Origin of the sequence: Candidatus Poriferisocius sp. (assembly GCF_965204015.1) — a bacterium.
GTDB lineage: Bacteria > Actinomycetota > Acidimicrobiia > Acidimicrobiales > Bin134 > Poriferisocius.
This window is the reverse complement of sequence record NZ_OZ241965.1, coordinates 2334549-2357067: the sequence shown is the minus strand read 5'-3', so window position 1 is coordinate 2357067 and position 22519 is coordinate 2334549. Positions and strand designations below refer to the sequence as shown.

16 protein-coding genes are annotated in these 22519 nt (G+C 66.5%); 11 read left to right on the top strand and 5 right to left on the bottom strand.

Features of this window, described 5'->3' with window-relative positions:
- The first annotated feature begins 67 nt into the window (after nucleotides 1-67).
- From ACOGJC_RS10535 to ACOGJC_RS10505, 7 genes are all read left to right on the top strand, one after another.
- The gene (locus ACOGJC_RS10535) at nucleotides 68-268 is read left to right on the top strand and encodes a hypothetical protein (RefSeq protein ID WP_419844957.1); all 201 of its coding nucleotides are present in this window, start codon (nucleotides 68-70) and stop codon (nucleotides 266-268) included.
- A gap of 397 nt (nucleotides 269-665) precedes the next feature.
- The gene (locus tag ACOGJC_RS10530; RefSeq protein ID WP_419844956.1) at nucleotides 666-7559 is read left to right on the top strand and encodes a leucine-rich repeat domain-containing protein; all 6894 of its coding nucleotides are present in this window, start codon (nucleotides 666-668) and stop codon (nucleotides 7557-7559) included.
- Nucleotides 7560-7630: 71 nt separating this feature from the next.
- Nucleotides 7631-9319 carry an N-acyl-D-amino-acid deacylase family protein gene (locus ACOGJC_RS10525; protein ID WP_419844955.1) on the top strand — a complete coding sequence of 563 codons (1689 nt, stop codon included), beginning with the start codon at nucleotides 7631-7633 and terminating at the stop codon, nucleotides 9317-9319.
- A gap of 102 nt (nucleotides 9320-9421) precedes the next feature.
- A complete protein-coding gene (locus tag ACOGJC_RS10520) occupies nucleotides 9422-10987 on the top strand; it encodes an acyl-CoA mutase large subunit family protein (RefSeq protein ID WP_419844954.1) in 1566 nt (521 codons plus the stop codon).
- Between the two features lie 4 nt (nucleotides 10988-10991).
- Nucleotides 10992-11444: a cobalamin B12-binding domain-containing protein gene (locus ACOGJC_RS10515; protein WP_419844953.1), complete on the top strand. Its 453-nt coding sequence runs from the start codon at nucleotides 10992-10994 to the stop codon at nucleotides 11442-11444.
- A gap of 31 nt (nucleotides 11445-11475) precedes the next feature.
- Complete coding sequence (gene meaB, locus ACOGJC_RS10510; protein WP_419844952.1) at nucleotides 11476-12435, top strand: methylmalonyl Co-A mutase-associated GTPase MeaB; 960 nt, start codon at nucleotides 11476-11478, stop codon at nucleotides 12433-12435.
- Between the two features lies 1 nt (nucleotide 12436).
- Nucleotides 12437-14170, top strand: a complete 1734-nt coding sequence (locus ACOGJC_RS10505; RefSeq protein ID WP_419844951.1) for an acyl-CoA dehydrogenase — start codon at nucleotides 12437-12439, stop codon at nucleotides 14168-14170.
- Nucleotides 14171-14176: 6 nt separating this feature from the next.
- Here the strand turns inward: ACOGJC_RS10505 and ACOGJC_RS10500 are convergent, their stop codons facing one another.
- Entirely contained in the window at nucleotides 14177-14569 is a 393-nt protein-coding gene (locus tag ACOGJC_RS10500; RefSeq protein WP_419844950.1) for a hypothetical protein, read from the bottom strand.
- Nucleotides 14570-14748: 179 nt separating this feature from the next.
- Between ACOGJC_RS10500 and ACOGJC_RS10495 the strand changes: the two genes are divergently transcribed.
- Complete coding sequence (locus tag ACOGJC_RS10495; protein ID WP_419844949.1) at nucleotides 14749-16083, top strand: peptidoglycan DD-metalloendopeptidase family protein; 1335 nt, start codon at nucleotides 14749-14751, stop codon at nucleotides 16081-16083.
- Nucleotides 16084-16107: 24 nt separating this feature from the next.
- Nucleotides 16108-17274: a zinc-dependent alcohol dehydrogenase gene (locus ACOGJC_RS10490; protein ID WP_419844948.1), complete on the top strand. Its 1167-nt coding sequence runs from the start codon at nucleotides 16108-16110 to the stop codon at nucleotides 17272-17274.
- Here the strand turns inward: ACOGJC_RS10490 and ACOGJC_RS10485 are convergent, their stop codons facing one another.
- Nucleotides 17275-18345: an Ldh family oxidoreductase gene (locus tag ACOGJC_RS10485; protein WP_419844947.1), complete on the bottom strand. Its 1071-nt coding sequence runs from the start codon at nucleotides 18343-18345 to the stop codon at nucleotides 17275-17277.
- A gap of 3 nt (nucleotides 18346-18348) precedes the next feature.
- Entirely contained in the window at nucleotides 18349-18861 is a 513-nt protein-coding gene (locus ACOGJC_RS10480; RefSeq protein ID WP_419844946.1) for a DoxX family protein, read from the bottom strand.
- A 34-nt stretch (nucleotides 18862-18895) separates the two neighbouring features.
- On the opposite strand from ACOGJC_RS10480, the gene ACOGJC_RS10475 reads away from it, so the two are divergent.
- A complete protein-coding gene (locus tag ACOGJC_RS10475; protein ID WP_419844945.1) occupies nucleotides 18896-19153 on the top strand; it encodes a hypothetical protein in 258 nt (85 codons plus the stop codon).
- A gap of 74 nt (nucleotides 19154-19227) precedes the next feature.
- Here ACOGJC_RS10475 and ACOGJC_RS10470 read toward each other — a convergent pair whose 3' ends face one another.
- Nucleotides 19228-19503, bottom strand: coding sequence for a cell division protein CrgA (locus ACOGJC_RS10470; RefSeq protein WP_419844944.1), 276 nt, complete (start codon nucleotides 19501-19503; stop codon nucleotides 19228-19230).
- Between the two features lie 55 nt (nucleotides 19504-19558).
- Here ACOGJC_RS10470 and ACOGJC_RS10465 point away from each other — a divergent pair, with 55 nt between their 5' ends.
- Entirely contained in the window at nucleotides 19559-20140 is a 582-nt protein-coding gene (locus tag ACOGJC_RS10465) for an anthranilate synthase component II (RefSeq protein WP_419844943.1), read from the top strand.
- 21 nt (nucleotides 20141-20161) lie between these two features.
- On the opposite strand, the gene pknB is transcribed toward ACOGJC_RS10465, so the two are convergent.
- Nucleotides 20162-22507, bottom strand: a complete 2346-nt coding sequence (gene pknB, locus ACOGJC_RS10460; protein WP_419844942.1) for a Stk1 family PASTA domain-containing Ser/Thr kinase — start codon at nucleotides 22505-22507, stop codon at nucleotides 20162-20164.
- Nucleotides 22508-22519 lie beyond the last annotated feature (12 nt).

Here is a 22519-nt window from a genome sequence, read left to right as displayed (position 1 = left end):
CGGAACCATTCGCCAAAAAACCTGATTCGAACCAGCCCGCCCACCGCCGCCACGGTCCGGTCCGGCTATGCAGCGGTCGTCATTCACAACTGCTCGGCCGGGAACCCAGCGGCGGATAATCGCTGCTGAGTGCGCAGCTGCGGCGATACGGGTGGTGCAGCATAATGGTGGCGACACCATCTCACCGGCCGCGCCCGGCGGGATCGAGGTGATGCCTGAGCCGTCTGCTGCCCCGGTAGAGCAGCCGGAAACCGACCGACCCGACTGAGCCAGACAGCGAGCCTGAGCGCCGGGCCCGGCCCGGCGGAGTGCCTTGTCTGTGATCGGGCGATTTGGCGCACTCTGGTTGGGGCGGCCAGCATCTGCGCTGACTATGAGTGGGTTGTGTCGAAGAGGTGTCGGGCTGTTTGGGCGGCGCGGGCGGGCGGTTGTTCGTCTTGTTCTCGCAGCTGCGGTGTTGTCGGCGGGGCTGGTGGCGCCGGAGTCTGTGCAGGCCCTGCCCGGCGAGGGCCCGCAGTCACCCCCCCCCATCTTCCGCAGTCCCGGCGTCTTCGGCGTTTGAGTCCGAGCTGGCGGGTTCGGCCGGTGCCGCTGTTGTAGACGGCGGCGCTGCTGGTGCGGCGCCGGTTCTGGCCGGGGGTTTTTCGGCGGGCGGCGAGTGGGCGGTGCCCGGCGCGGTGTGGCTGGAGTGGGACGACACGGCGGGCGCGTCCGGCTACGAGGTGATGTGGCGCAGCCCCGATGGGTGGGCGCTTTTGTCAGAGCGCGAGCCCGCGGGCGGCGTGGCTGTGGAGCTCGACGGGCCCTCGGCGGTGGTGGCCGGCCTGCCGCAGGATCAGGGGTCGTATTGGTTCGCGGTGCGGGCCCGCAACCCCTGGGGTTTGTCGGAGTGGTCGGAGAGCTTCGAGGTCGCCGTGCCCGCGTTCGCAGCCGAACCCGACGCCGCCGAGCCGGTGTTCGACCCGTTCACCGCCCCGACGCGCTCTGGCATCGACCTCGAGCGCCTCGGTCAGGCCGCCGCCACGATCACGCCGGGCCGGGCCGACTGCGAAGCGGCCCCCGCCCTCGATGTAGGTGGCATCACCATCGTCGCCCCGCCCGCCGACCTCGGCGACCCGGACGCGGAACTGACGGTGGCCGAGGTTGTCCGCATCGCCGGCGGCTGCCTGCTCGTCGAGTACGCCGACCTCGCCGGAAGAACCATCGGCCAGGTGCGCGACCTGCTCGCCTCAGACCCCACGGTGTTCGCCGTAGACGAGCCCATCCGCAGCATCGTCCCCGACCACGACACAAACGATCCGGCTTACACCCACCCGCCGCCGCCCAAGAATATGCCCGACAAGACCGACCAGACCGGCCACTACGACGACACCGAAAAAGACCGCGAGCCCAGCGGCCCGTGCTGCGGGCAGTGGCACCTCACCCCCGACATCACCGGGGAGTTCGAATTGGATAGGCAGGGGAACGTGAGGGTGGCAAAGAACGGTTTGTGGCAGGGGTGGGTTGTGGCCAATCCGGTGACGGTGGCGGTGTTGGATGAGTTTGTGGATGTGCGTCATCCTGATCTTGTTGGTCGTGTTGGTGCGGGGTTGGGGGGCTGTCATGCTGATCCAGGCGCCCCCGAAGAAAAGCACGGGACGTATGTGGCGGGGATTGTGGCAGCCGAGGCGGGCAATGATGTGGGGGTGGCCGGGGTGGCTCCTAGTGCGGGGCTTTTGCCGGTGCGGATGATTCCCGGGGGGGCTTGTTTGACGGCGACGGCGGCGGTCGCGGCGGCGGTGAACGCCGGGGCCCGGGTGATCAACATGTCGTTCCGCTTAAATACCGGTGAGCGTGACGGCGTCGATGTGGGCGGGGTGCCGACGGGCTCCAAAGGCGAGGACAGCTTCGAGGCTGCGCTGCGCGCCGCGTCGATGCTGGGAGTGGTGCCGGTGACCTCCGCCGGCAATTGCGGCGACGACAGCGACGAGACGAGGAATAAAGAGGTCGACGGCGTCACCCAGAAAGTGACGAAGAAAAGGTGGGAGTGGGTGGATTGCCCCGAGCACAACTTCGTCCAAAGCCCGTCTGTGTACCAGGACGTGATCTCAGTCGCCGCGGTCAAACACGGCGGATACCGCCTTGAGATGAGCTCTGTGAACACGCTGGTGGACATCGCCGCGCCAGGCGATTTGATCCGGTCCACCGAAAAATGCACCGCCGCCAACAGCTGCGGCACAGAGACAAGATCGGGAACATCAGCAGCCGCGCCGTTCGTGTCGGGGGTGGTGGCCCACATGCTGAACCGCCATCCCGAGGCGACGGTCGGCCAGGTGCGGGCCGCTTTGGAGAGGTCCGCCAACCACATCTCCCAGCCGCCGTCACCGCAAGATGCGGCGAGATGGACGCCGCGGCGGCGCGCCGGCGACCCTGCGGCGGGTCCGCCGTCAAAGGAGTTCGGCCACGGGATCGTGGATCCGGCGTGGGCGGTGGACGAGCTGGGCAAGATTCTGGGCGCTCAGCGGGTTCCGGAGCACTTGGGCGGGTTCAGTTCGGTTGCGGCGGGGGGTGCGTTCTCGTGCGGGCTGTTCGCGAACAAGGCGGTTCGGTGCTGGGGCGACGGGGATCTGGTCGCGGCGGTGCCCGTGGGCCAGGCGTTCTCGCAGATCTCTGCGCCGGTGGGCCTGCTCGGTTTCGGGTGCGGTTTGCGACCGCTTGGGCCCGGCGACGAGCGGGGCACGGTGCTGTGCTGGTCGGGAGCGGACTCGCGGGTGGCGAGGTTCGCGCCGCAGGGGGCGTTCACCCAGATCGCGGCCGGACAGTCGCACACCTGCGGGCTGCGCCCTGGGGGCGAGGCGGTGTGCTGGCACAACAAGACCGGGGTGCGCATGGCCGCAGTGCCGTCGGGCGAATTCGAGAAGCTGTCGGGGGGTTGGAACCACTGGTGCGCGCTGCGGGACAACTACACCGCGGTGTGCTGGGGCGACGACGACTATGACGACAACGACGACTATGGGCAGGCCAGAGTTCCTGCGGGGGCGCTGTTCAAAGACATTTCGGCGGGCGGCCGCCACACCTGCGGGGTGACGAACCTGACGGGGGTGCTGTGCTGGGGCGACGCCGCCGCGATCGCCGGGATGCCCGCCTCGCTGGGGTTCCAGTCGCTGGACGCAGGGTTCGCGCACACCTGCGGGATGCGAAACGAGACCCAGACCATACTGCCGGGGTCCGAGCACGCCGTGGCGGTGTGCTGGGGCTACAACGGCTACGGCCAAGCCGACGCGCCCGCCGGATCGTTCGCCGAGGTGTCGGCGGGGTTCGCGCACACCTGCGGCCTCGTGGCGTCGCGCATCGGGCACCCCACCGGAGGCGTGCGGTGCTGGGGCGACCACAGCTTCGGCCGGGGTTCCACAGCCGCGCTGAGAGACCTGTCTTTGACCAGCCCAGCCGGCAAAGAACTGCTCGGGCCGGTGTTCAACACCAACAAGGCGGACTATGTGGCGGAGACCCCGCGGGGCACCGGGACGCTGACAGCACAAAAGGCGGCCGCGTCCGACGTGGTGAGAATCTTCCCTGGGGACGCGGATGCGGGCGCGCCGGGCCACCAGGTCCGCCTGCCGTCTGACGAGGTGATCACGATCACCGTCGAGTCGCTGTGGGGCTACGGCGAGCAGCGCGCCTACCGCATCCACACCATCGAGTCGCCCCGCCTGGAGTCGCTGCGGATCTACGGGCCGGGATACGGCACCGTCTGTTTGGCCGCGGGATCCTGTGCCGAACTGGAACTGGACCCCGCATTCGACTCAGAGACCGGCTACTACAGAGCGACCGCCCCGGCCCACTGGAACCAGATCACCGTGTCGCTCACCGCGACCGGCGGCGGCGCGACCACCACACCCCCCGACGCCGACCCCGACACCCCCGGCCACCAAATCGCCCTCAGCACCGACCGGGGCTTCACCCAGATCTCCTCAGGCAGTTACCACACCTGCGGCATCAAGACCGACCAGACCGCGGCATGCTGGGACAAGCGTTTCTCATGGCAAAGCCATGGGCGGTCGGACGCGCCGCCGGGGTCGTTCACCCAGGTGTCCGCAGGCCGGGACCACACCTGCGGGATCAAAGACGACCAGAGCGCGGTCTGCTGGGGCCTCGGCCACCTTGGCCAGACGGACGCGCCGCCCGGCAAGTTCACCGCAGTGTCCGCCGGCAGGGACCACACCTGCGGGATCAAGACCGACCAGAGCGCGGTCTGCTGGGGCTCCAACGGCTCCGGCCAGACGGACGCGCCGCCCGGCAAGTTCACCGCAGTGTCCGCCGGCAGGGACCACACCTGCGGGATCAAGACCGACCAGAGCGCGGTCTGCTGGGGCTCCAACGGCTCCGGCCAGGCCGACGCGCCGCCCGGCAAGTTCACCGCAGTGTCCGCCGGCAGTTCGCACTCCTGCGGGATCAAGACCGACCAGAGCGCGGTCTGCTGGGGGATCGGCGGCTCGAGGAGCGCTGCCCCGGCCGGCAGGTTCACCTCGGTGTCCGCCGGCAGTTCGCACTCCTGCGGGATCAAGGCCGACCAGAGCGCGGTGTGCTGGGGCTGGAACCCCAACGGTGAAACCGACGCCCCGGCCGGCGAGTTCACCGCAGTGTCCGCAGGCTGGGCCCACACCTGCGGGATCAAGACCGATAGCGCAGTCATGTGCTGGGGAGACGATGATTGGGGGCAGCAGGACGCGCCGTCGGGGCCGCTCGCTTCGATAGCAGCTGGGAATGAGCACTCGTGCGGAATCCGGGCCGGCGGCAGCGCGGTCTGCTGGGGAGGCAACAACGACGGCCAGTCAGACGCCCCAGCAGGCGAGTTCACCGCAGTGTCCGCCGGCGGGGTCCACTCGTGCGCCATCAAGGCCGACCAGAGCGCGGTGTGCTGGGGCTCCAACCGCCACGGCCAGTCGGACGCGCCGCCCGGCAAATTCACCGCGATCTCGGCGGGCAGTTCGCACTCCTGCGCCATCAAAGCCAGCGACTCCGGCGTGGTTTGCTGGGGCTCCAACCGCTCCGGCCAGACCGACGCCCCGGCCGGCGAGTTCACCTCGGTGTCCGCAGGCAGTTCGCACACCTGCGGGATCAAGGCCGACCAGAGCGCGGTGTGCTGGGGCTGGAACCCCAACGGTGAAACCGACGCCCCGGCCGGCGAGTTCACCGCAGTGTCCGCAGGCAGTTCGCACACCTGCGGGATCAAGGCCGACCAGAGCGCGGTGTGCTGGGGCCCCAATACCATCGGCGGGTTGAGCTACGGCCGGTTGACCGCTCCAACAGGCGAGTTCACCGCTGTGTCCGCCGGCCGTTACCACTCGTGCGGGATCAAGACCGACCAGAGCGCGGTGTGCTGGGGAGACCACGATTCCGGCAAGTTGGCCGCGCCGGCCGGCAAGTTCACCACAGTTGCCGCCGGCAAGGATCACTCCTGCGGGATCAAAGCCGACCAAGCGGCGGTGTGCTGGGGGGCCCGCTCTCGCACCCTGGAACCCGCAAAACGGCACATCGTCACGATCCGTGTCCGCCCACAAGTCCCTGCTGCGATCTCCCGTTTGGGCGTCGGCACCGCAGCCAGCTATGTGGTTTCCGTCGTCCGGCCACGGCCGCCGCGCCCCCAAACCAGCAGTCCCGCTTCGAACAGCCAGACAACCGGTGCCGGTGGGGGGTCCGGCAGTGTCGGCGGGCAGGCCGAGGACTCCGAAGCCGGCGCCGAGCAGCAGCACCTGCTCGAAGAGCAGCAGCGCTTCGAGGAAGAGCAGCAGCGCCTGCTCGACCGGCAAGAAGAGCCCCGCGGCTATATTCCCCCGGCCCGGGCCTACCCGCTGGCCGACACAGTGAGCGGGCCGCCCGGGGCCGGCGCCCCGCAGCAGGGCGGCGCGCCGGGCGCGGTTGCGGGGCCCGGCGGCGGGGGGTTCGCCTGCCCCGGGGCGGTCGGCGGCGCCGAGGCGGTGGCGGTGGGCGACGCGGTTCTGCGGGCGGGGATCGAGCGGGCTTTGGGCAAGGCGGCGGGCGAGGCGGTGACCGCAGCGGAGCTGGGCGCGCTCGGTGAGCTGTCGCTTCCCGCGGGCGGGCTGTCGTCTGCCTCCGGCGGGGGGCGGGTGTCGGATCTGTCGGGGCTCGAGCACGCCTCGGGCCTGCGGGTGCTGGACCTGTATGGCCATGACGTGGCCGATCTGGAGCCGCTGTCGTGTCTGGAGAGCCTGGCGGCGGTGGAGCTGGGTGCCAACCGGATCTCAGACGTGTCGCCTCTGCGGGGCCTGACCGGACTCACCGCGCTGGGCCTGGGCGGCAACGACTTCTCGGATGTGTCGGCGTTGTCGGGTCTGGTGGGGCTGCGGTCTTTGCGGCTGCACGCCAACGAGGTCTCCGATGTCTCGGCGCTGTCGGGCCTGTCGGGGCTGGCCGGTTTGGACGTGTCGTTCAACGAGGTCTCCGACGTCTCGCCTTTGCGGGGCCTGAGCGGTTTGACTTCGCTGGGCCTGGGCGGCAACCGGATCGCCGATGTGTCGGCGCTGGGCGGCCTGTCGGCGCTGGGGGCGCTGTATGTGTTCGACAACGACATCGCCGACACCTCGCCCCTCGCCGGCCTGTCGGGCCTTCGCAGCCTGTGGGCCGACGGCAACCGGATCGCCGCCGCCAACACGCTGGGCGGCTTGTCGGGGCTGGGCTATCTGGACGTGCGCTACAACCTCATCGCCGACACCTCGCCCCTCGACGCGCTGACCAGCACCGTGCATGCCCGCCCCCAGAGCCTCGCGCCTTCGCTGATCGCCGACGCGTCGCTTCTCGCCGCGGTCCGGAACGCGCTGGGCCTGCGCCCCGACCAGCACCCCACCGCCGGACAGCTCGCCGGACTCGAAACCCTCAAACGAGCCGCCCGCCGAAACGACCCTGCTCCCATCCGCAGCCTCGACGGCCTCCAACACGCCACCGCCCTTCGAACCCTCGAGCTGCCCGGCAACCACATCACAGACCTCGCCCCCATCTCAGCGCTCGCCCAGCTGCGCGAACTCGACCTCCAATCCAACCGCGTCCAAAGCCTCGCCCCCCTTGCGGGCCTCAGCCGCCTCGAGCACCTCAACTTGATCCTCAACGACCTCGCCGACATCGCCGACCTGCCCCCACTGCCCCGGCTCGAAACCCTGTTCATCGACATCAACCGCATCCAAAGCCTCGAACCGCTCCGCAACCGCACCCAACTCCAACGCCTCAGCGCCTCCTCCAACCAAATCACAGACCTCGAACCCATCGCCGGGCTCACAAACCTCAAACGCCTCACCCTGTCCCACAACAACATCGCAAACATCTCCCCCCTCTCAGGGCTCACACAACTCGCCATATTGCGCCTCACCCTCAACAACATCACAGACATCGCCCCCCTCGCCGGACTCCAACAACTCACCCACCTCCGCCTCTCCCACAACAACATCAAAAACATCGCCCCCATCGCCACACTCCCCCGCCTCTGGTTCCTCCACATCACCCACAACCCCATCGCAGACACCACACCCCTCAACAACCACCCCACCCTCAAATTCCTCTACACCTAAACCCGCGGGCAAAAGCAACAGCTCGCCGCCACACCGAAGGCCGGTAACGGCAAACGAACTAACCTCACCACATGCACGACCTCGCAATCCGCGCCGGAACAGTCGTCGACGGTACCGGCCAGGCACCGTTCACCGCGGATATCGCCATCGATAGCGGCATCATCACCGATATCGGCAAGAACGTCGGCCCAGCTCGTCAGGAACTGGACGCCGACGGCCTCTTGGTAACCCCCGGCTTTGTCGACATCCACACCCACTATGACGGCCAAGTCTCCTGGGACCCCGACATGACCCCGTCGGTGTGGCATGGGGTGACCACCGTGGTGATGGGCAATTGCGGTGTGGGCTTCGCCCCGGTGCGCCCCGGCTCCGAGGAGTGGCTCATCGGCCTGATGGAAGGCGTGGAGGACATCCCCGGTGCGGCCCTCGCCGAGGGCATCGAATGGGAGTGGGAGAGCTTCCCCGAATACCTCGACGCCGTCGAGCGCAAACCCCGCACCATCGACGTGGCCGCCCAAGTGCCCCACGGTGCGCTCCGGGCCTACGTCATGGGCGAGCGGGGTGCCGATCACGACAATCACCCCACCCCCGAAGAGATCACCGAGATGGCCCGGCTGGCCGCCGAAGGCGTGGCCGCCGGCGCGGTGGGCTTCACCACCAGCCGCACCATCAACCACAAGACCAAAGACGGCGAGCACACGCCCAGCCTCACCGCCGGTGCGCCCGAGCTGTGGGCCATCGCCGAGGCCGTGGGGCAAACCGGCAGGGGCGTGTTCGAGATGGTGGGCGACTGGGGCGATCTGGATGCCGAGTTCCACTTGGTGGCCGAGATGGCCCGGCTCAGCGGCCGTCCTCTGTCCATGACCATCGCCGTCCCCGACAGCCGTCCCGATCTGGGCCACCAACTCCTCGACCGCATCGCCCAGGCCGACGCGGCCGGCATCCCGGTGCGAGCCCAGGTGGCCAGCCGACCAGTGGGCGTGCTCGTGGGCCTCCAATCCACCTACCACGCGCTCCTCTCGTGCCCCGGTTACCACCAGTTCGCCGCCCTCGATCTTTCCGAGCGGGTGGCCCGCCTACGCGAGCCCGAAGTCAGGGCCCGCCTGGTGGCCGAGCTGGCCGCCCAGCCCGTCCATACCTTCAATCAGCTCGACAAGCTCTTCCCGCTGGGCGAATTCCCCGACTACGAGCCCTCCCCCGATGCCAGCGTGGCCGCCGGCGCCGCCCGACGGGGGGTTAACCCCCACGAGGCCCTCTACGACGCCTTGTTGGCCCGCGACGGCACCGAACTCCTCTATGTGCCGGTGATGAACTACGGCGACGGCGACTTCGAGCTCACCAAAGAGATGCTCAACCACCCGCTCAGCGTCCCGGGTCTGGGTGATGCCGGCGCCCACGTCGGGTTCTTGTGCGATGGCAGCATGCCCAGCTTCCTCCTCTCCCACTGGGGCCGCAACCGGACGCGGGGCGAGACCCTGCCGGTGGAGCAGCTCATCAAATGGCAGTGCGCCGACACCGCCGCATTGGTCGGATTCGACGACCGGGGCACGCTGGCCACCGGGAAGCGGGCCGACATCAACCTCATTGACTTCGACCGGCTCAGCCTGCGAGCCCCTGAGATGGTGTTCGACCTTCCCGCAGGCGGGCGTCGGCTGATTCAAAAAGCCAACGGCTTTGTCGCCACCTTGGTGGCCGGGCAAGCAGTGCTGGCCGACGGGGAGCTGACCGGCGCCCTGCCCGGTCAATTGGTGAGAAGCTGAACCAGCCCCCGAACTCGCAAAACCCCCGTTTTCCTTGAAATTGACTGGCTTTAACCGATAGTTGCACTTCCAACTATCGGACTTCCATGATAGGATTCCTTGATGGTCGAGTCGATGTCGGGAATCCCCCTCGACCCCTTCTACGGCGATGAGTTGAAGCCGGGCGAATACCCCTACACCCGGGGGCTGTACTCCACCGGCTACCGCAGCAAGTTGTGGACCATGCGGATGTTCGCCGGATTCGGCACCGCCACCGACACCAATGCCCGCTTCCACGCCCTGCTCCGAGCCGGGGGAACCGGGCTGTCCACGGCCTTCGACATGCCCACCCTCATGGGCCGCGACTCCGATCACGAGTGGGCGATCGGCGAGGTCGGCCGAGCCGGAGTGGCGGTGGACACCCTGGCCGACATGGAGGACCTGTTCGCAGACATCGATTTAGGCAGGGTCACCACGTCGATGACCATCAACGGGCCAGCCGCCATCGCTATGGCCATGTACGTGGCGGTGGCCGAGAAAAACGGCGTAAGCCGGGCCGAGCTGGGCGGCACCATCCAGAACGACATCTTGAAGGAGTACCAAGCCCAAAAGGAGTACATCTTCCCGCCTCGCCCATCGGTGCGGCTGGTTACCGACCTGATTCGGTTCACCACCGCGGAGATGCCCCGCTGGCATCCGGTCTCCATTTCCGGCTACCACATCCGCGAGGCGGGCTCGACCGCCGCCCAAGAACTGGCCTTCACCCTGGCCAACGGCTTCGCCTATGTGGAGGCCGCCGTCGCCGCTGGCCTCGACGTGGACGACTTCGCCCCCCGCCTTTCGTTCTTCTTCAACGCCCACAGCGATTTCTTCGAGGAAATCGGCAAGTTCCGGGCCGCCCGCCGGATCTGGGCCACCTGGATGAAAGACCGCTACGGCGCAACCAACCCCAAGTCGCTCATGTGTCGGTTCCACACCCAGACCGCCGGAGTCTCCCTCACCGCTCAACAACCGGAGAACAACATCGCCCGAGTGGCCATCCAGGCCCTTTCTGCGGTGTTGGGCGGCACCCAAAGCCTGCACACCGATTCATACGACGAGGCTCTGGCCCTGCCCACCGAGAAAGCCGCCCGCATCGCCCTTCGCACCCAGCAGATCGTGGCCCACGAGACCGGAGCCGCCTCGGTGGTCGACCCGTTGGGCGGCGCTCCCTTCGTGGAATGGATGACCGACGAGATGGAGCGCCAGGCCAGCGAGATCTTCGACCACATCGACCAGTTGGGCAACGGCTCCATGCTGGAAGGGGCCTACGCCGGCATCGAAGACGGGTACTTCGTGGGCGAGATCGCTGATGCCGCTTACCGCTACGAGCGCGAGGTCAATGCTGGACGGCGCATCATCGTGGGGGTCAACGAGTTCACCGAGGGCGATGACGAAGAGGCCAATCTTTTGTCCATCGGCCACGAAACCGAAGAACTACAGCTCAAGCGCCTGGCGCAAATTCGCGGCGAGCGCGACGACGACGCGGTCAGGGCTTCTCTCGCCGCGTTGGTCGAAGCCGCCGAGCAGCCCGACGTGAACCTCATGCCGCCCATCATCGACGCGGTGCAAACCTATGCCACCGAGGGCGAGATTGTCGCTGCTTTGGAGACGGTGTTCGGCACTTATGTGGAGACCGCGGTGGTGTGAGCCAATGAGCGAGCCACCTGCCGACACATCGCTCCCCCCCGACGCCCAATTCGAAGCACCGATCCGGGTGGTTCTGGCCAAATTGGGGCTCGACGGCCACGATCGCGGGCTGAAGGTTGTGGCCCGCACGCTCCGAGATGCCGGAATGGAAGTGATCTACCTGGGCCTGCGCCAAACCACCGACAGCATTGTGGCCGCCTGCGAGCAGGAAGATGCTGACGTCATCGGCCTCTCCATGCACAACGCCGGTCATCTCACCCTGGCACCCCGAATGGTGCAGGCTGTCGACCAAGCCGGCTTGGACGTGCCGGTGATGATCGGCGGCATCGTCCCGGCCGACGATGTCTCCACCCTCATCGACTTCGGTGTGGCCGCGGTCATCGGTCCCGGGGCATCGGCCGAAGAGGTGGTATCCGCAGTGAAAGCGGCCGTAGACCGCCACATCGCCGCCCAGTGAGCCCTCAGCCAGCCCACGATCTGTACGCACGATGAGCCGCGACCCGCTCGACGAGTTGTTTGAATCAGCCCGAGGCGGCGACCGGCGGGCTCTCGGAAAGCTGCTCACCATGGTGGAGAAGCGGGGCGACACCGCCGCCATGGTGTCGGAGCGGGCTCATCGCGATGCCGACCATGCCCGAGTGGTGGGAGTCACCGGCGCTCCGGGAACGGGCAAGTCCACTTTGACTGGGCGGTTGGCCCCGGTCTCGGGGGCATCCCGTCCGGCCATTCTGGCCATCGACCCCAGCTCCCCGCTCACCGGCGGCGCCATTCTGGGCGACCGGATCCGCATGGACAGCCATGTCGGCAGCGGTGCCTTCATCCGATCGATGGCCACCCGCGGCCACGCCGGGGGACTGGCGGTGGCCGTGCCCGACGCCGTCCGGGTGCTGGATGCCGCCGGCTGCGATCCCATCATCGTGGAGACCGTGGGCGTCGGTCAGGTGGAGGTGTCGATCGCCGCGGCGGCCGACACCACCGTGGTGGTGGTGACGCCCGGCTGGGGCGACGCGGTACAGGCCAACAAGGCCGGGTTGTTGGAGGTGGCCGACATTTTCGTGGTCAACAAGGCCGATCGCCCCGATGCCCGAGGCGCCCGCCGCGACCTGGAGTTGATGCTCGACCTCGGCCACCGGGGCGGTTGGCGAGCCCCCATCGTGTTGACCACTGCCACCGAAGGGGAGGGCATCGACGATCTGTGGGCGGAGATCGAGCGCCACACCGCCCATCTTCACGACTCCGGCGAGTTGATCCGCCGTCGCTGCCGCCGACGCCGAGACGAGGTGGCCGATCGCATCGAGCTCGAACTGCGCGACCGCGCTCACCAGATCATCCAGAACCAGTCGGGAGAAACCGCTCTCGGCCGAGTCGACCGCCACGAACTCTCCCCCGCGGCCGCGGCCGAGCTGCTGCTATCGACATTGACCGCCGACAACCCCATTGAAGGCTGACATGAGCCCCTACAACGCTCCGTTGAACGACATTGCTTTCGCCCTGCGCCACATCGCGGGCCTAGACGAGCTGGCCGAGATCCCCGCTTGGTCAGACATTGGCCTCGACCACACCGAAGACCTCCTGGCCGAAGCTGGACGGCTGGCCACCGAGGTCATCGCTCCCTCCAACCGGGCGGGAGACCAAACCGGCAGTGTGCTCAACGACAACGGCGAAGTCGTCACCCCTGATGGCTTCCGGCAGGCCTACCAGCAGTTCATCAACGGTGGCTGGACCGCAGTGTCGGCCGACCCCGAGCACGGTGGGGCCGGCTTTCCGCTGGTCGTCGACGTAGCCATTCAAGAGATGGTCACCTCGGCCAACATGGCCTTCTCTTTGTGCCCCATGCTCAGCCAGAGCGCCATCGGCGCGCTCAGCGCCCACGGCAGTCCCGAACAGCAGCACCGCTGGCTGCCCTCGTTGATCAGCGGCATCTGGTCGGGAACCATGCTCTTGACTGAGCCCCAGGCCGGCTCCGATGTCGGCGCCCTCACCACCCGGGCCGAGCCCCAAGCCGACGGAACTTACCGGCTGTGGGGCCAGAAGATCTTCATCACCTGGGGTGAGCACGACATGGCCGAGAACATCGTCCACTGCGTTTTGGCCCGCACCCCCGATGCCCCCGTCGGCACTCGGGGCATCTCGTTGTTCATCGTGCCCAAGATGCTGGTGGATGACCATGGCGCGCTGGGCGAGCGCAACGCCATCCGCTGCATCGGACTGGAGCACAAGGTGGGCATCCATGGCAGCCCCACATGCGTGATGGAACTGGATGGGGCCGTCGGCGAGCTGGTGGGCGAAGAAAACGAGGGCATGCCCCAGATGTTCACCATGATGAACAAGGCCCGTCTCCTGGTTGGGCTGGAGGGCCTCGCCGTGGCCGAGCGGGCTTACCAGCAGGCGGCCGCGTTCGCCGCCGAGCGGCGCCAGGGTCGCCGGTCCGATACCGAACCCGGTGTCCAAGCCCCCATACACCAGCATCCCGATGTGCGTCGGATGCTGTTGGACATGCGAGCCCGTACCGAGGCCATGCGGGGGTTGCTGTACCTCAACGCGGCCGCGGCCGATCAAGCCTCCGGCCATCCCGATCCAGCCCACCGCCAACAAGCTCGCCACCGCGCCGAACTGCTCACGCCGGTGTCAAAGGCCTGGTGTACCGACCAAGGAGTCGAAGTGGCGTCGTTGGGCATCCAGGTACACGGGGGCATGGGGTACATCGAAGAGACCGGGGCCGCCCAGCATTGGCGCGACAGCCGAATCGCCCCCATCTACGAGGGCACCAACGGCATCCAAGCCATCGACCTCGTCGCCCGCAAGCTTCCCGTGGATAACGGCGCGCCGCTGGCTGCGCTGCTTGAGGAGATGACCGGTCTGGACAAGAACCTGGACCAAGCGGTTGGGGCCATTGCCGAAGCCGCCCGCTGGCTGGGGGAGCATCCCGGCGACGACGCCCTGGCCGGTGCCACCCCGTTCCTCCAGATGCTCGGCCTCACCGTTGGCGGCTGGGTCATGGCTCGAGCCGGTGACACGGCTAGTCGACTGGAAGCGGCTGGTCGGCTAGAAGCGGCGGGCCCGCAGCAAGCCGACTTCTGGAGGGCGAAACAAGTCTCCAGCCGGTTCTATCTCGACCAAATCCTTCCGACCGCCCCGGCACTGCTTCCCGCCGTCACCTCTGGGGCGTCTGCGCTGGGTTAGCGCGGGCTATCCGCCCAAGCGCTCCCGGGCTGAGGCACTGCGAGACAGCAAATGGGCCGGCACGGTCGCCCCGTTGACCACAACGTCGCTGGCCGCGTCGCTGGCGGCATCACCGGCCGACAACTCCGGGGCCTCACCGACCGGGGAGCCGGCCAGCTCGTCGACTTCCGCCGCGGCCTCGGCAGCAGCCCGGCCAGCCAGAAAGTCCTCCCACTCGTCTTCTCGCACCAGCTTGTCGCGGTGGATGGATCCCCGTTCGGCCCCGGTATCGAATCGCACCCAATAACGCACCCACTGCAAACCGGTGTGGAGCATCACCTCGCCCGGGGTGCCCTCAGGCACTCCAGCCAAGTCATCAGCCAAAATGACCCGTTCACGTCGGTCTAGAAGGCCAGTCACTTTCTCAGGCTATCTACCGTAATGAAGGGCCGAGAAACCGCCGTTTCAACCTTCAATTCATTGACCACATAAACAACATAAGCCACACTAGTAACATCAAGCGGGCACTTGTAATAATGTTGCAATTTGATTACAATTGTAACTAACGCCAAAGCCATCGGCGTTATCGACAGCCCCTTATGTACAAGTTATTGCGGATCGTCTGCCTCATTGCGGTCTTGTTGCCGCTAGCGCTGAGCACACCCAGCGCAGCCCAAGACTCGTTCTTCGAAGAGCGTGAGCGCCAGATCGAGGAGAAAAAGCGGGAAATAGAAGAACGGCAGCGAGAACAAGATGCCCTGAAGCGCCAATCACTGTTTGCCATCGAAGAGCTGAACGTTACCCAAGCTCAGATCGAAGAGGTGGACGCCGCTCTCGCCGAAGTCAACAATTGGATCGCCGCCGCGGTGACTCGTCTGCAAGCGTTAGAGCTTTCTCAAACCGCGGCTCAAGAGCGGGTAAACGCCGCTCGAGAGCGGGATTCTGAGCTGGACGACGAGATCGCCGCCATCCAGGAGCGTTTGCGCGACCAAGTGGTCGATATCTACCTCGACTTGGTCTACGAGCAGAACTTCCTCCTCCAAGACGGCGATCCCAACCGGAACGCTCGCCGGAAGTTCTACATCGAGGAACTGGGCGCCGACGCCCAAGTGCTCATCGACCGCTTGCGCCAGGCCAAAGACGATCAGCAGATCGCGATCGAACAGGCCGTGCAGGCCCAAGCCGAGATCGAGCAGGCCCAAGCCGAGATCGAAGCAGCCCTGGCCGACCTGGCCGAACTCCGAACCGCGCAGAAAAAGCTGCAGGACGAGTGGAACCGCAAGAAGCAGGAGCTGGAAGAGCGGATCGCGGCCGAGGCCCAGGTCAGCCTCGAGATCGAGAACGAGATCGCCGGGCTAGATCAAGACATCGAAAGCATCGAAGACGAGATCGAGCGGGAGAGAGAACGACGGCACCAGGTCGAGTTGGAGCGCCAGAGACAGGCCGAGTTGGCCCGCCTGGCTGAGTTGGAGCGCAAGAGACAGGCCGAGTTGGACGCCCTTACTGCCCTAGAGCGCCTCGGCCAATACGACGAAATCGGGATCCCCCCACCCCCCGAGTTCATCCAACCAGTGCCCGGGACGATTGGATCGGGGTACGGCAACCGGATTCACCCCATATTCGGCACTCTGCGATTCCACGCGGGGGTGGATTACGCCGGCAACACCGGTGACCCCATCCAGGCCTCCGCCCCCGGAGTGGTGATCCAGGTTCAGTCACGAACTGGATACGGGAACACGGTGATCATCGACCACGGCGGCGGGTGGAGCACGCTGTATGCCCACCTCTCCCGCTTCGACGTGTCCGTCAACGACCGAGTGGCCTATGGCGAGACCATCGGCGGGGTCGGCAACACCGGCTGGTCCACCGGACCCCATCTCCACTTCGAAATCCGCTACAAGGGCTCTCCCCTCAACCCGGAGAACTACCTTTAACCCCGTGGGGGGACAGGTGCCCTAGTGCAGGCATTAGTATTCGAGCGCAAGATTGCCCGCTATGCGGCCGCCGCGGTGGCCTCCCGGGTGGTCCCCGGAATCGGCGGCGAAGTTGGCCCCCTGCAATTGCGCGACATCGATCCCCCTAAGTTGCCCGGACCCGACTGGCGTACGATCAGCCCCCGGTTGACCGGCATCTGCGGGTCAGATCTGGCCACGGTGGAAGGCCGGTCTTCCCGGTATTTCGAGCCGCTGGTGTCGTTCCCCTTCGTCCCCGGCCACGAGGTGGTGGGCATCGACCAACACGGTCATCGTCTCGCCCTTGAGCCGGTTTTGGGACCGGCGGCCCGCAACGAGCCTCTGCCCTTTCCCGGCGCAGCCCCCGGCGATGGCAATGACTACGGCTATCTGCTGGGAGGCGCCATCAAAGACGGGATCCAAATCGGCTTCTGCTCCAGCACCGGCGGCGGATGGGGTGAGGCGCTGGTGGCCCACCAGAGCCAACTCCACGAGGTGCCCCAGCACTTCAGCGATGAGGCCGCAGTGATGCTCGAGCCCGCCGCGGGCGGAGTCCACGCCGCTCTGAAGGCCCAGGTCGAGCCGGGCGCCTCGGTGGCAGTGCTGGGCGCGGGCACCATGGGCCTGTGCTCGGTGGCTGCGCTGCGGACCCTGACCGCCGCCGGAACGGTCATCGTCACCGCAAAATACCCCCACCAACAAGATATGGCCGCCGAGCTGGGCGCCGACATCGTGGTGGACCCCGACGAGGTGCGCCGAGCGGTGCGGAGGTTCTGCGGTTGTCGGATGCTGGGCGATTACCTCTCCAGCGGAGTGGACATAACCATCGACGCAGTGGGCAGCCCAGCATCGGTGGCTGATGCCATTGCCATCACCCGGCCGCGCGGCCGAGTGGTGCTGTTGGGCATGCCCGAGGCAGCCCGAGTCGATCTAACCGGGCTGTGGCACCGGGAAACCGAGTTGGTGGGGGCCTATACCTACGGCACCGAAACCTTCTCCGACGGCCGCACCGCCACCAGCTTCGAGCTGGCATTCGACCTGGTGGAGTCGGCCAAACTCGAGCGGCTGGTGTCAGCCCGCTACCCCCTGGACCGCTACCGAGAAGCCATCACCCACGCCGCCGAAGCCGGCTCTCGCGGCGCAGTCAAAGTCGTATTCGAGCAGAACGCATAGTCACGACGAACCCAGCGGGGGAAGCCCGAAGTCGGCGCCGATGGCGCTGATCTCCTCTACCAGAGCTGTCGGCAGGGGGATCCCCGACGCCAGCCGCTCGGCCCGGTTCTCGTGCTCGATCTCGCCGGGAACGTAGATCCGGTCTACCCCCTCGGCTCGCTCAGTGTTGTGCACATCTCGGATGAGCTGGTCCATCTGCTCCCGAAACCGGTCCAGCCCGCAAAACCGCTCCAAGTCGAGGGTCAAGAACATCCAGCCTTTGGCCAGTCGGCGGTTGCCTACCAACTCACTGTCGGTTTGCTCGGTGTGACCGAAGCTGCTTCCCGCCACAATCCCCGACAGCACTTCCACCATCAGCGCGATTCCGAATCCCTTATACCCACCGAACCAGCACAGATTCTGCGCCGACGCGGTTGCGGTGTTGGTGGTTGGGCGGCCCTGTTCGTCGTTGGCCCATCCCTCGGGGATGCTGGGATCGCCTCGCTTTTTGGCCAGCAAGATTTTGTTGCCAGCCACTGCGGTGGTGGCGATGTCATAAACCACCGGCAGCTCTTCGCCCGCCGGAGCCGCCCAGGAGAACGGATTGGTCGAGAAAATCCCCGACCGGCCACCGAAAGGAGGAACGATGGCCGGGCCGTTCTGCACCGCCATCGCAAAGCACCCCGCTTCCGCCGCGGGCAGGGTGTAGTAGGCCAGAGCCCCCAAGTGAGTGCCCTCTCTCACCGTCACCGCCGCCACCCCATGGGCTTTGGCCCGCTCCACCGCCAACTCCATGGCCGCAACGCCAGAAACCTGCCCGAAGCCGATCCCGCCATCCAACATCACGGTGGCGCCGTCGTCGCGCACCACCTTCACCTCGGTGACTGGGCGCAGGTGTCCCGATCTCAGCCGGGCCACATACAGCTCCACCAAGTGGGCCCCATGGGAGTCAACCCCGCGGAGGTCGGCCTCCACCAGGTTGTCGACCACCATCTCAGCATGCTCGGAGGGGACCCCCAAGCCGGTCAGAATGGCAATCTCGTAGCGCCGCAGCTCCTCATGATCTAGCCGGATCACACTCGCTTCGCTCACCGCTCAGTTGGTCTCTTCGGATTTGGGCGGACGATAGAACACCGCGAGCTGGGTCAACCCGGCCAGCACTCCGCCGCCGGCGCCGATGGCCAAGCCCACATAGCCGTCCAAGTCGTCATCGATGCCCAGCGCATTGTCGATCGACCACTCCATGGGTCCCAAGGTGGCCACTGCTGCCGCGACCACGGCCAAAACGAAGGTGTACTCCCAGCCTTCCCGCACGATCATGAAGCCGTTGTGCCGGTGGACCGTCCACGCGGCCACCACCATGACCCCGATCATGCCCGCCGCGGCCAGCGGCGTGAAGAGTCCCAAGGCCAAAAGCAATCCGGCACCGATCTCGGTGAGCGCGGCCATCCAGGCATGCAACTTGCCCGGCTTCATTCCCATACTGTCGAACCAGCCCGCAGTACCGGGAATGCGGCCGCCCTGAAAGATCTTGCCGTATCCGTGAGCGGCAAACGTAAGCCCGATGCCTACCCGCAGAAACAGCATTGCCAGATTCATCTCATCCATGGGCCCACAGTACCGGCCCATCTAGGCTGGACAAGTGCCCCTATGGCTCAGTGTGCTCATCGCCATTCTCGCCGGGATGATCCTCATCCGGGTCGGCGTGGGCGTGCTGCTTATGATCCGCCAGCCGCTTCCTCCGCCGCCCCCTCCGGGCGAGCTGCGCAAGGTGAAGATCACCTACCGATGCTCGCTCTGCTACGCCGAGGTCCGCATGACCTCAGCCCCCGAAGAAGACCCTGAGCCTCCCCGCCACTGCGGCGATGAAATGGACTTGGTTGCCCCCATCGACGACTGAGGCCGTTTATCCACAGACTGTGGATAAACCTGGGCACAAACTACAAAGCCGTAACTAGACAACTTCCCCGTTGGCTAATGCCACTGGGTGGCCACCAGCATGCCGGCCAGCAGCAAACCAAGCCCCCCCAGCAGGTACCAGTTGCTGGTGTCGCCCGGCAAAAGAGCCACGTAGTTCAGCACGATCATCATCGCCCCCAGCACCAGCAGGGCGATCATCAACACCGGCACCCAAGTCGGGCTGATCTTCTCGGCCGAGACCGGCACCCGGGGCACCGCCTCGTTCTCGGGCCGGGTACCCCTCGGAGTAACCCGCCCGCCCTGCACTCTGCGCTTGGTCGGTTTGGCCATGGACAAAGGATATGCGCTTCTAACCCCGAGCGGCCCCCCGATAACGTTGGCCCCGGTGACTCCCCGCATACTGGTGATCGACAACTACGACTCCTTCGTCTACAACCTCGTTCAGTACCTGGGCGAGCTGGGGGCGGAGCCCCTGGTCTATCGCCACGACGCCATCACCCTCGAACAAGCCTTCGACCTCGATCCCGACGGCGTTCTCATCAGCCCCGGACCAGGACAGCCTTGCGACGCCGGGCTGAGCAACGCCCTCATCCAGCAGTTCAGCGGCGTGCGGCCCCTGCTCGGCGTGTGCCTCGGATTGCAGTGCCTAGGGGAGGTCTTCGGCGGCCGGGTGGTTCGGGCACCCCAGGTCATGCACGGCAAGACGTCGATCATCCACCACACCGGCGAAGGGGTCTTCGCCGGACTCCCCAACCCCATCGAAGCCACCCGCTACCACTCGCTCATCGTGGAGCGGTCTTCGGTGCCCGACGTCTTGACGATTATTGCGGAAACCGATGACGGACTGGTGATGGGGCTGCGCCACCGCGAGCACCCGGTGGAAGGAGTGCAGTTTCACCCCGAGTCAATCTTGACCTCTTCGGGCCACGACATGTTGACCAACTTCCTGGCCCAGATTTCCCCGTAGTAGCCCCTCAGGCTGCCCCACTCACCGCACCTGGCAACCGTCGTCTACCCCCGGCGTGTCGCCATCGAGGCCTTCCACCCAATTCTCGGCATTAGCCGCGGCCGCGGGCATCGGATACGGATTCTCCAAATTCCATTCCACCACGAGACCGGGGATGTCAGAGTAAGCCGTCTCCAGTTCTCGGCACTCGGCGGCGAATCTGCTCGACAGGGCATTCCATCGGGCAATGCTGCCCAGGGCGTCGGGCTGGCGACCCGCCGCCGCAGCCCTCGCGGTGATCGCCGCGGCCTCACTCCTGGCCTCCATCCTGCGGGGGCTGAACTCGTCAATGACCTCAGTGGCCGTTGGCCCCGGCCCAGGCGAAGCCGGCTGCCCTAGACAGACGACCACCTCGGTCCCCTGAGGATGCTCTTCCTCAGCTGGCGGTACTTGGTCCATGACCCGACCCACGAGCTCTTCGGCATCGTTCGGGAAATCACACTCGGCGATGGGCTCGGCCAACACCAGTTCCAATTCGGCCAGCTGCTCAGCAGCCGTCTCCGGAGTGAGTCCAACCAAACTGGGCACCACCACGCTGTCTGGACCCACCGACACCAGGATCGTGACCGTGGCGCCGGGCAACAGCAGACCGGGCGGCGCGGGATCGGTACCGATAACAAAGCCCTCCTCCACATCGACTGAGGACTCTTCGAGAACCTCATCGCTCACCTCTAGACCGGCCTGCACCAGTACCTGGGTCGCCTGCAACAACGTCATCCCCGCCACATCAGGCACCTCTACCGGTTGGAGCCCTTCAGCCACGAAAAGGGTGACGGTGCTGCCGGGAGCAACTTCGCTCCCCGCCACGGGATCTTGGCGAAGTACCTGTCCGGATGGTGCGGTGGAGCCCTCCACAACCTGCAATTCAGAGGCGAACCCCCGGTCTTGCAGAAAGCGAGCGGCGTCGCCCGCGCTTTGGCCCACAACTCCGGGCACGGTCACCGGAACTGCCCCCGAGCTCACCGTGATCTCGATCTCCTCCCCCTGGCTCACTTCGGCCAGCGCCTCAGGGGATTGGGAGATCACCTCGTTGCTCGGCACCGTCTCGCTGGCCGTGAACACCTGGCTGACCACGAAACCAAAGGCCCGCAGCTCGCGTATCGCCGCCTGACTCGACAGGCCCACCACATCGGGCACCGAGATCACGGGGACAGATGTGCTGGTCACCACGGGTGGAGCGGCATCTTCACCGTTATCGAGCACGTTGGACAGCACGAAGAACACCAGCACTGCCACCGCGATGAAGATGACCGTGGCCGCGGTGTACAAGCCAGCGCGCGACGATGGCTCCAACACGGCCACCGGCACCGGCGGCGGGGCCGGCGGCGGCTGCCCTGCTCCGCTGGGTACCACCGGCGGAGGAGGCTGCTGAGGAGGAGCCGGCTGGGGTTGGCGGGGCTCTTCGGGAATGTTCTCAGGCGGCGCTGTCCCCATCGGCGCTGTCCCCGCCGGCGGGACCCCCCCTGGCCGTTGGCCCGACGACAGTTGATGACGGCCCTGCCGATAACGCCGCAGGTCCCGTATGACGTCCTTGGCCGTGGGATAACGCTCCTCGGGGTTCTTGGCCAACAGCTTCATGGCGATGGCTTCCAGCGACTCCGGCAGCACGACACCCAGCGACGAGGGGGAGGGCACGGCCTGTTGAACGTGCTTGTAGGCGATGGCTACCGAGGTGTCGCCCGTGAACGGAGGACGGCCGCAGAGCATCTCGTACAGCACGATTCCCAGCGAATACAGGTCGCTGCGATGATCCAGAGACTTCCCTTGGGCCTGCTCGGGCGAGAAATAGGTCGCGGTGCCCATCACTGCACCGGTTTGGGTGAGATTCGACTCCGCCCCACCGTACGCCACAATGGCAATGCCGAAGTCGGTGACCTTCACCTGGCCGTCGGGCGAGAGCAGCACATTGCTGGGCTTCACATCTCGGTGGATGAGCCCGTTGCTGTGCGCAAAACCCAGTGCCTCAGCCACATCCATGGCGATCTCCGCGGCCCGTTCCGGGGCCAGGGGGCCTCCCGAGCGCAGCAGTTCAGCCAGGCTGTGCCCCTCGATGTATTCCATGACGATGTAATACGTACCCTCGGCCGACCCCCAGTCGTACACCGCCACAATGTTGGGATGACTGAGGTTGGCCGCCGCAGTGGCCTCCCGCCTGAATCGCTCTACAAAGCTCGGATCGGTGGCGAATTCGGGAAACAGGCGTTTGATGGCCACCGGACGCGACAGCAGGGTGTCGTGTCCCAAAAAGACATCGGTCATGCCCCCGCGCGCGATTTGATTCCGCAGTTGGTAGCGACTGCCCAGCAGCTCCGGACCGTTGTCTGACATGGCAAAACCAGC

Bases quoted from the DNA above. Each gene is read 5' to 3' on its own strand.
- ACOGJC_RS10535 (WP_419844957.1), top strand. From the start codon at position 68: ATGCAGCGGTCGTCATTCACAACTGCTCGGCCGGGAACCCAGCGGCGG.
- ACOGJC_RS10525 (WP_419844955.1), top strand. From the start codon at position 7,631: ATGCACGACCTCGCAATCCGCGCCGGAACAGTCGTCGACGGTACCGGC.
- ACOGJC_RS10520 (WP_419844954.1), top strand. From the start codon at position 9,422: ATGGTCGAGTCGATGTCGGGAATCCCCCTCGACCCCTTCTACGGCGAT.
- ACOGJC_RS10515 (WP_419844953.1), top strand. From the start codon at position 10,992: ATGAGCGAGCCACCTGCCGACACATCGCTCCCCCCCGACGCCCAATTC.
- meaB (WP_419844952.1), top strand. From the start codon at position 11,476: ATGAGCCGCGACCCGCTCGACGAGTTGTTTGAATCAGCCCGAGGCGGC.
- ACOGJC_RS10505 (WP_419844951.1), top strand. From the start codon at position 12,437: ATGAGCCCCTACAACGCTCCGTTGAACGACATTGCTTTCGCCCTGCGC.
- ACOGJC_RS10495 (WP_419844949.1), top strand. From the start codon at position 14,749: ATGTACAAGTTATTGCGGATCGTCTGCCTCATTGCGGTCTTGTTGCCG.
- ACOGJC_RS10480 (WP_419844946.1), bottom strand. From the start codon at position 18,861: ATGGATGAGATGAATCTGGCAATGCTGTTTCTGCGGGTAGGCATCGGG.
- ACOGJC_RS10470 (WP_419844944.1), bottom strand. From the start codon at position 19,503: ATGGCCAAACCGACCAAGCGCAGAGTGCAGGGCGGGCGGGTTACTCCG.
- pknB (WP_419844942.1), bottom strand. From the start codon at position 22,507: ATGTCAGACAACGGTCCGGAGCTGCTGGGCAGTCGCTACCAACTGCGG.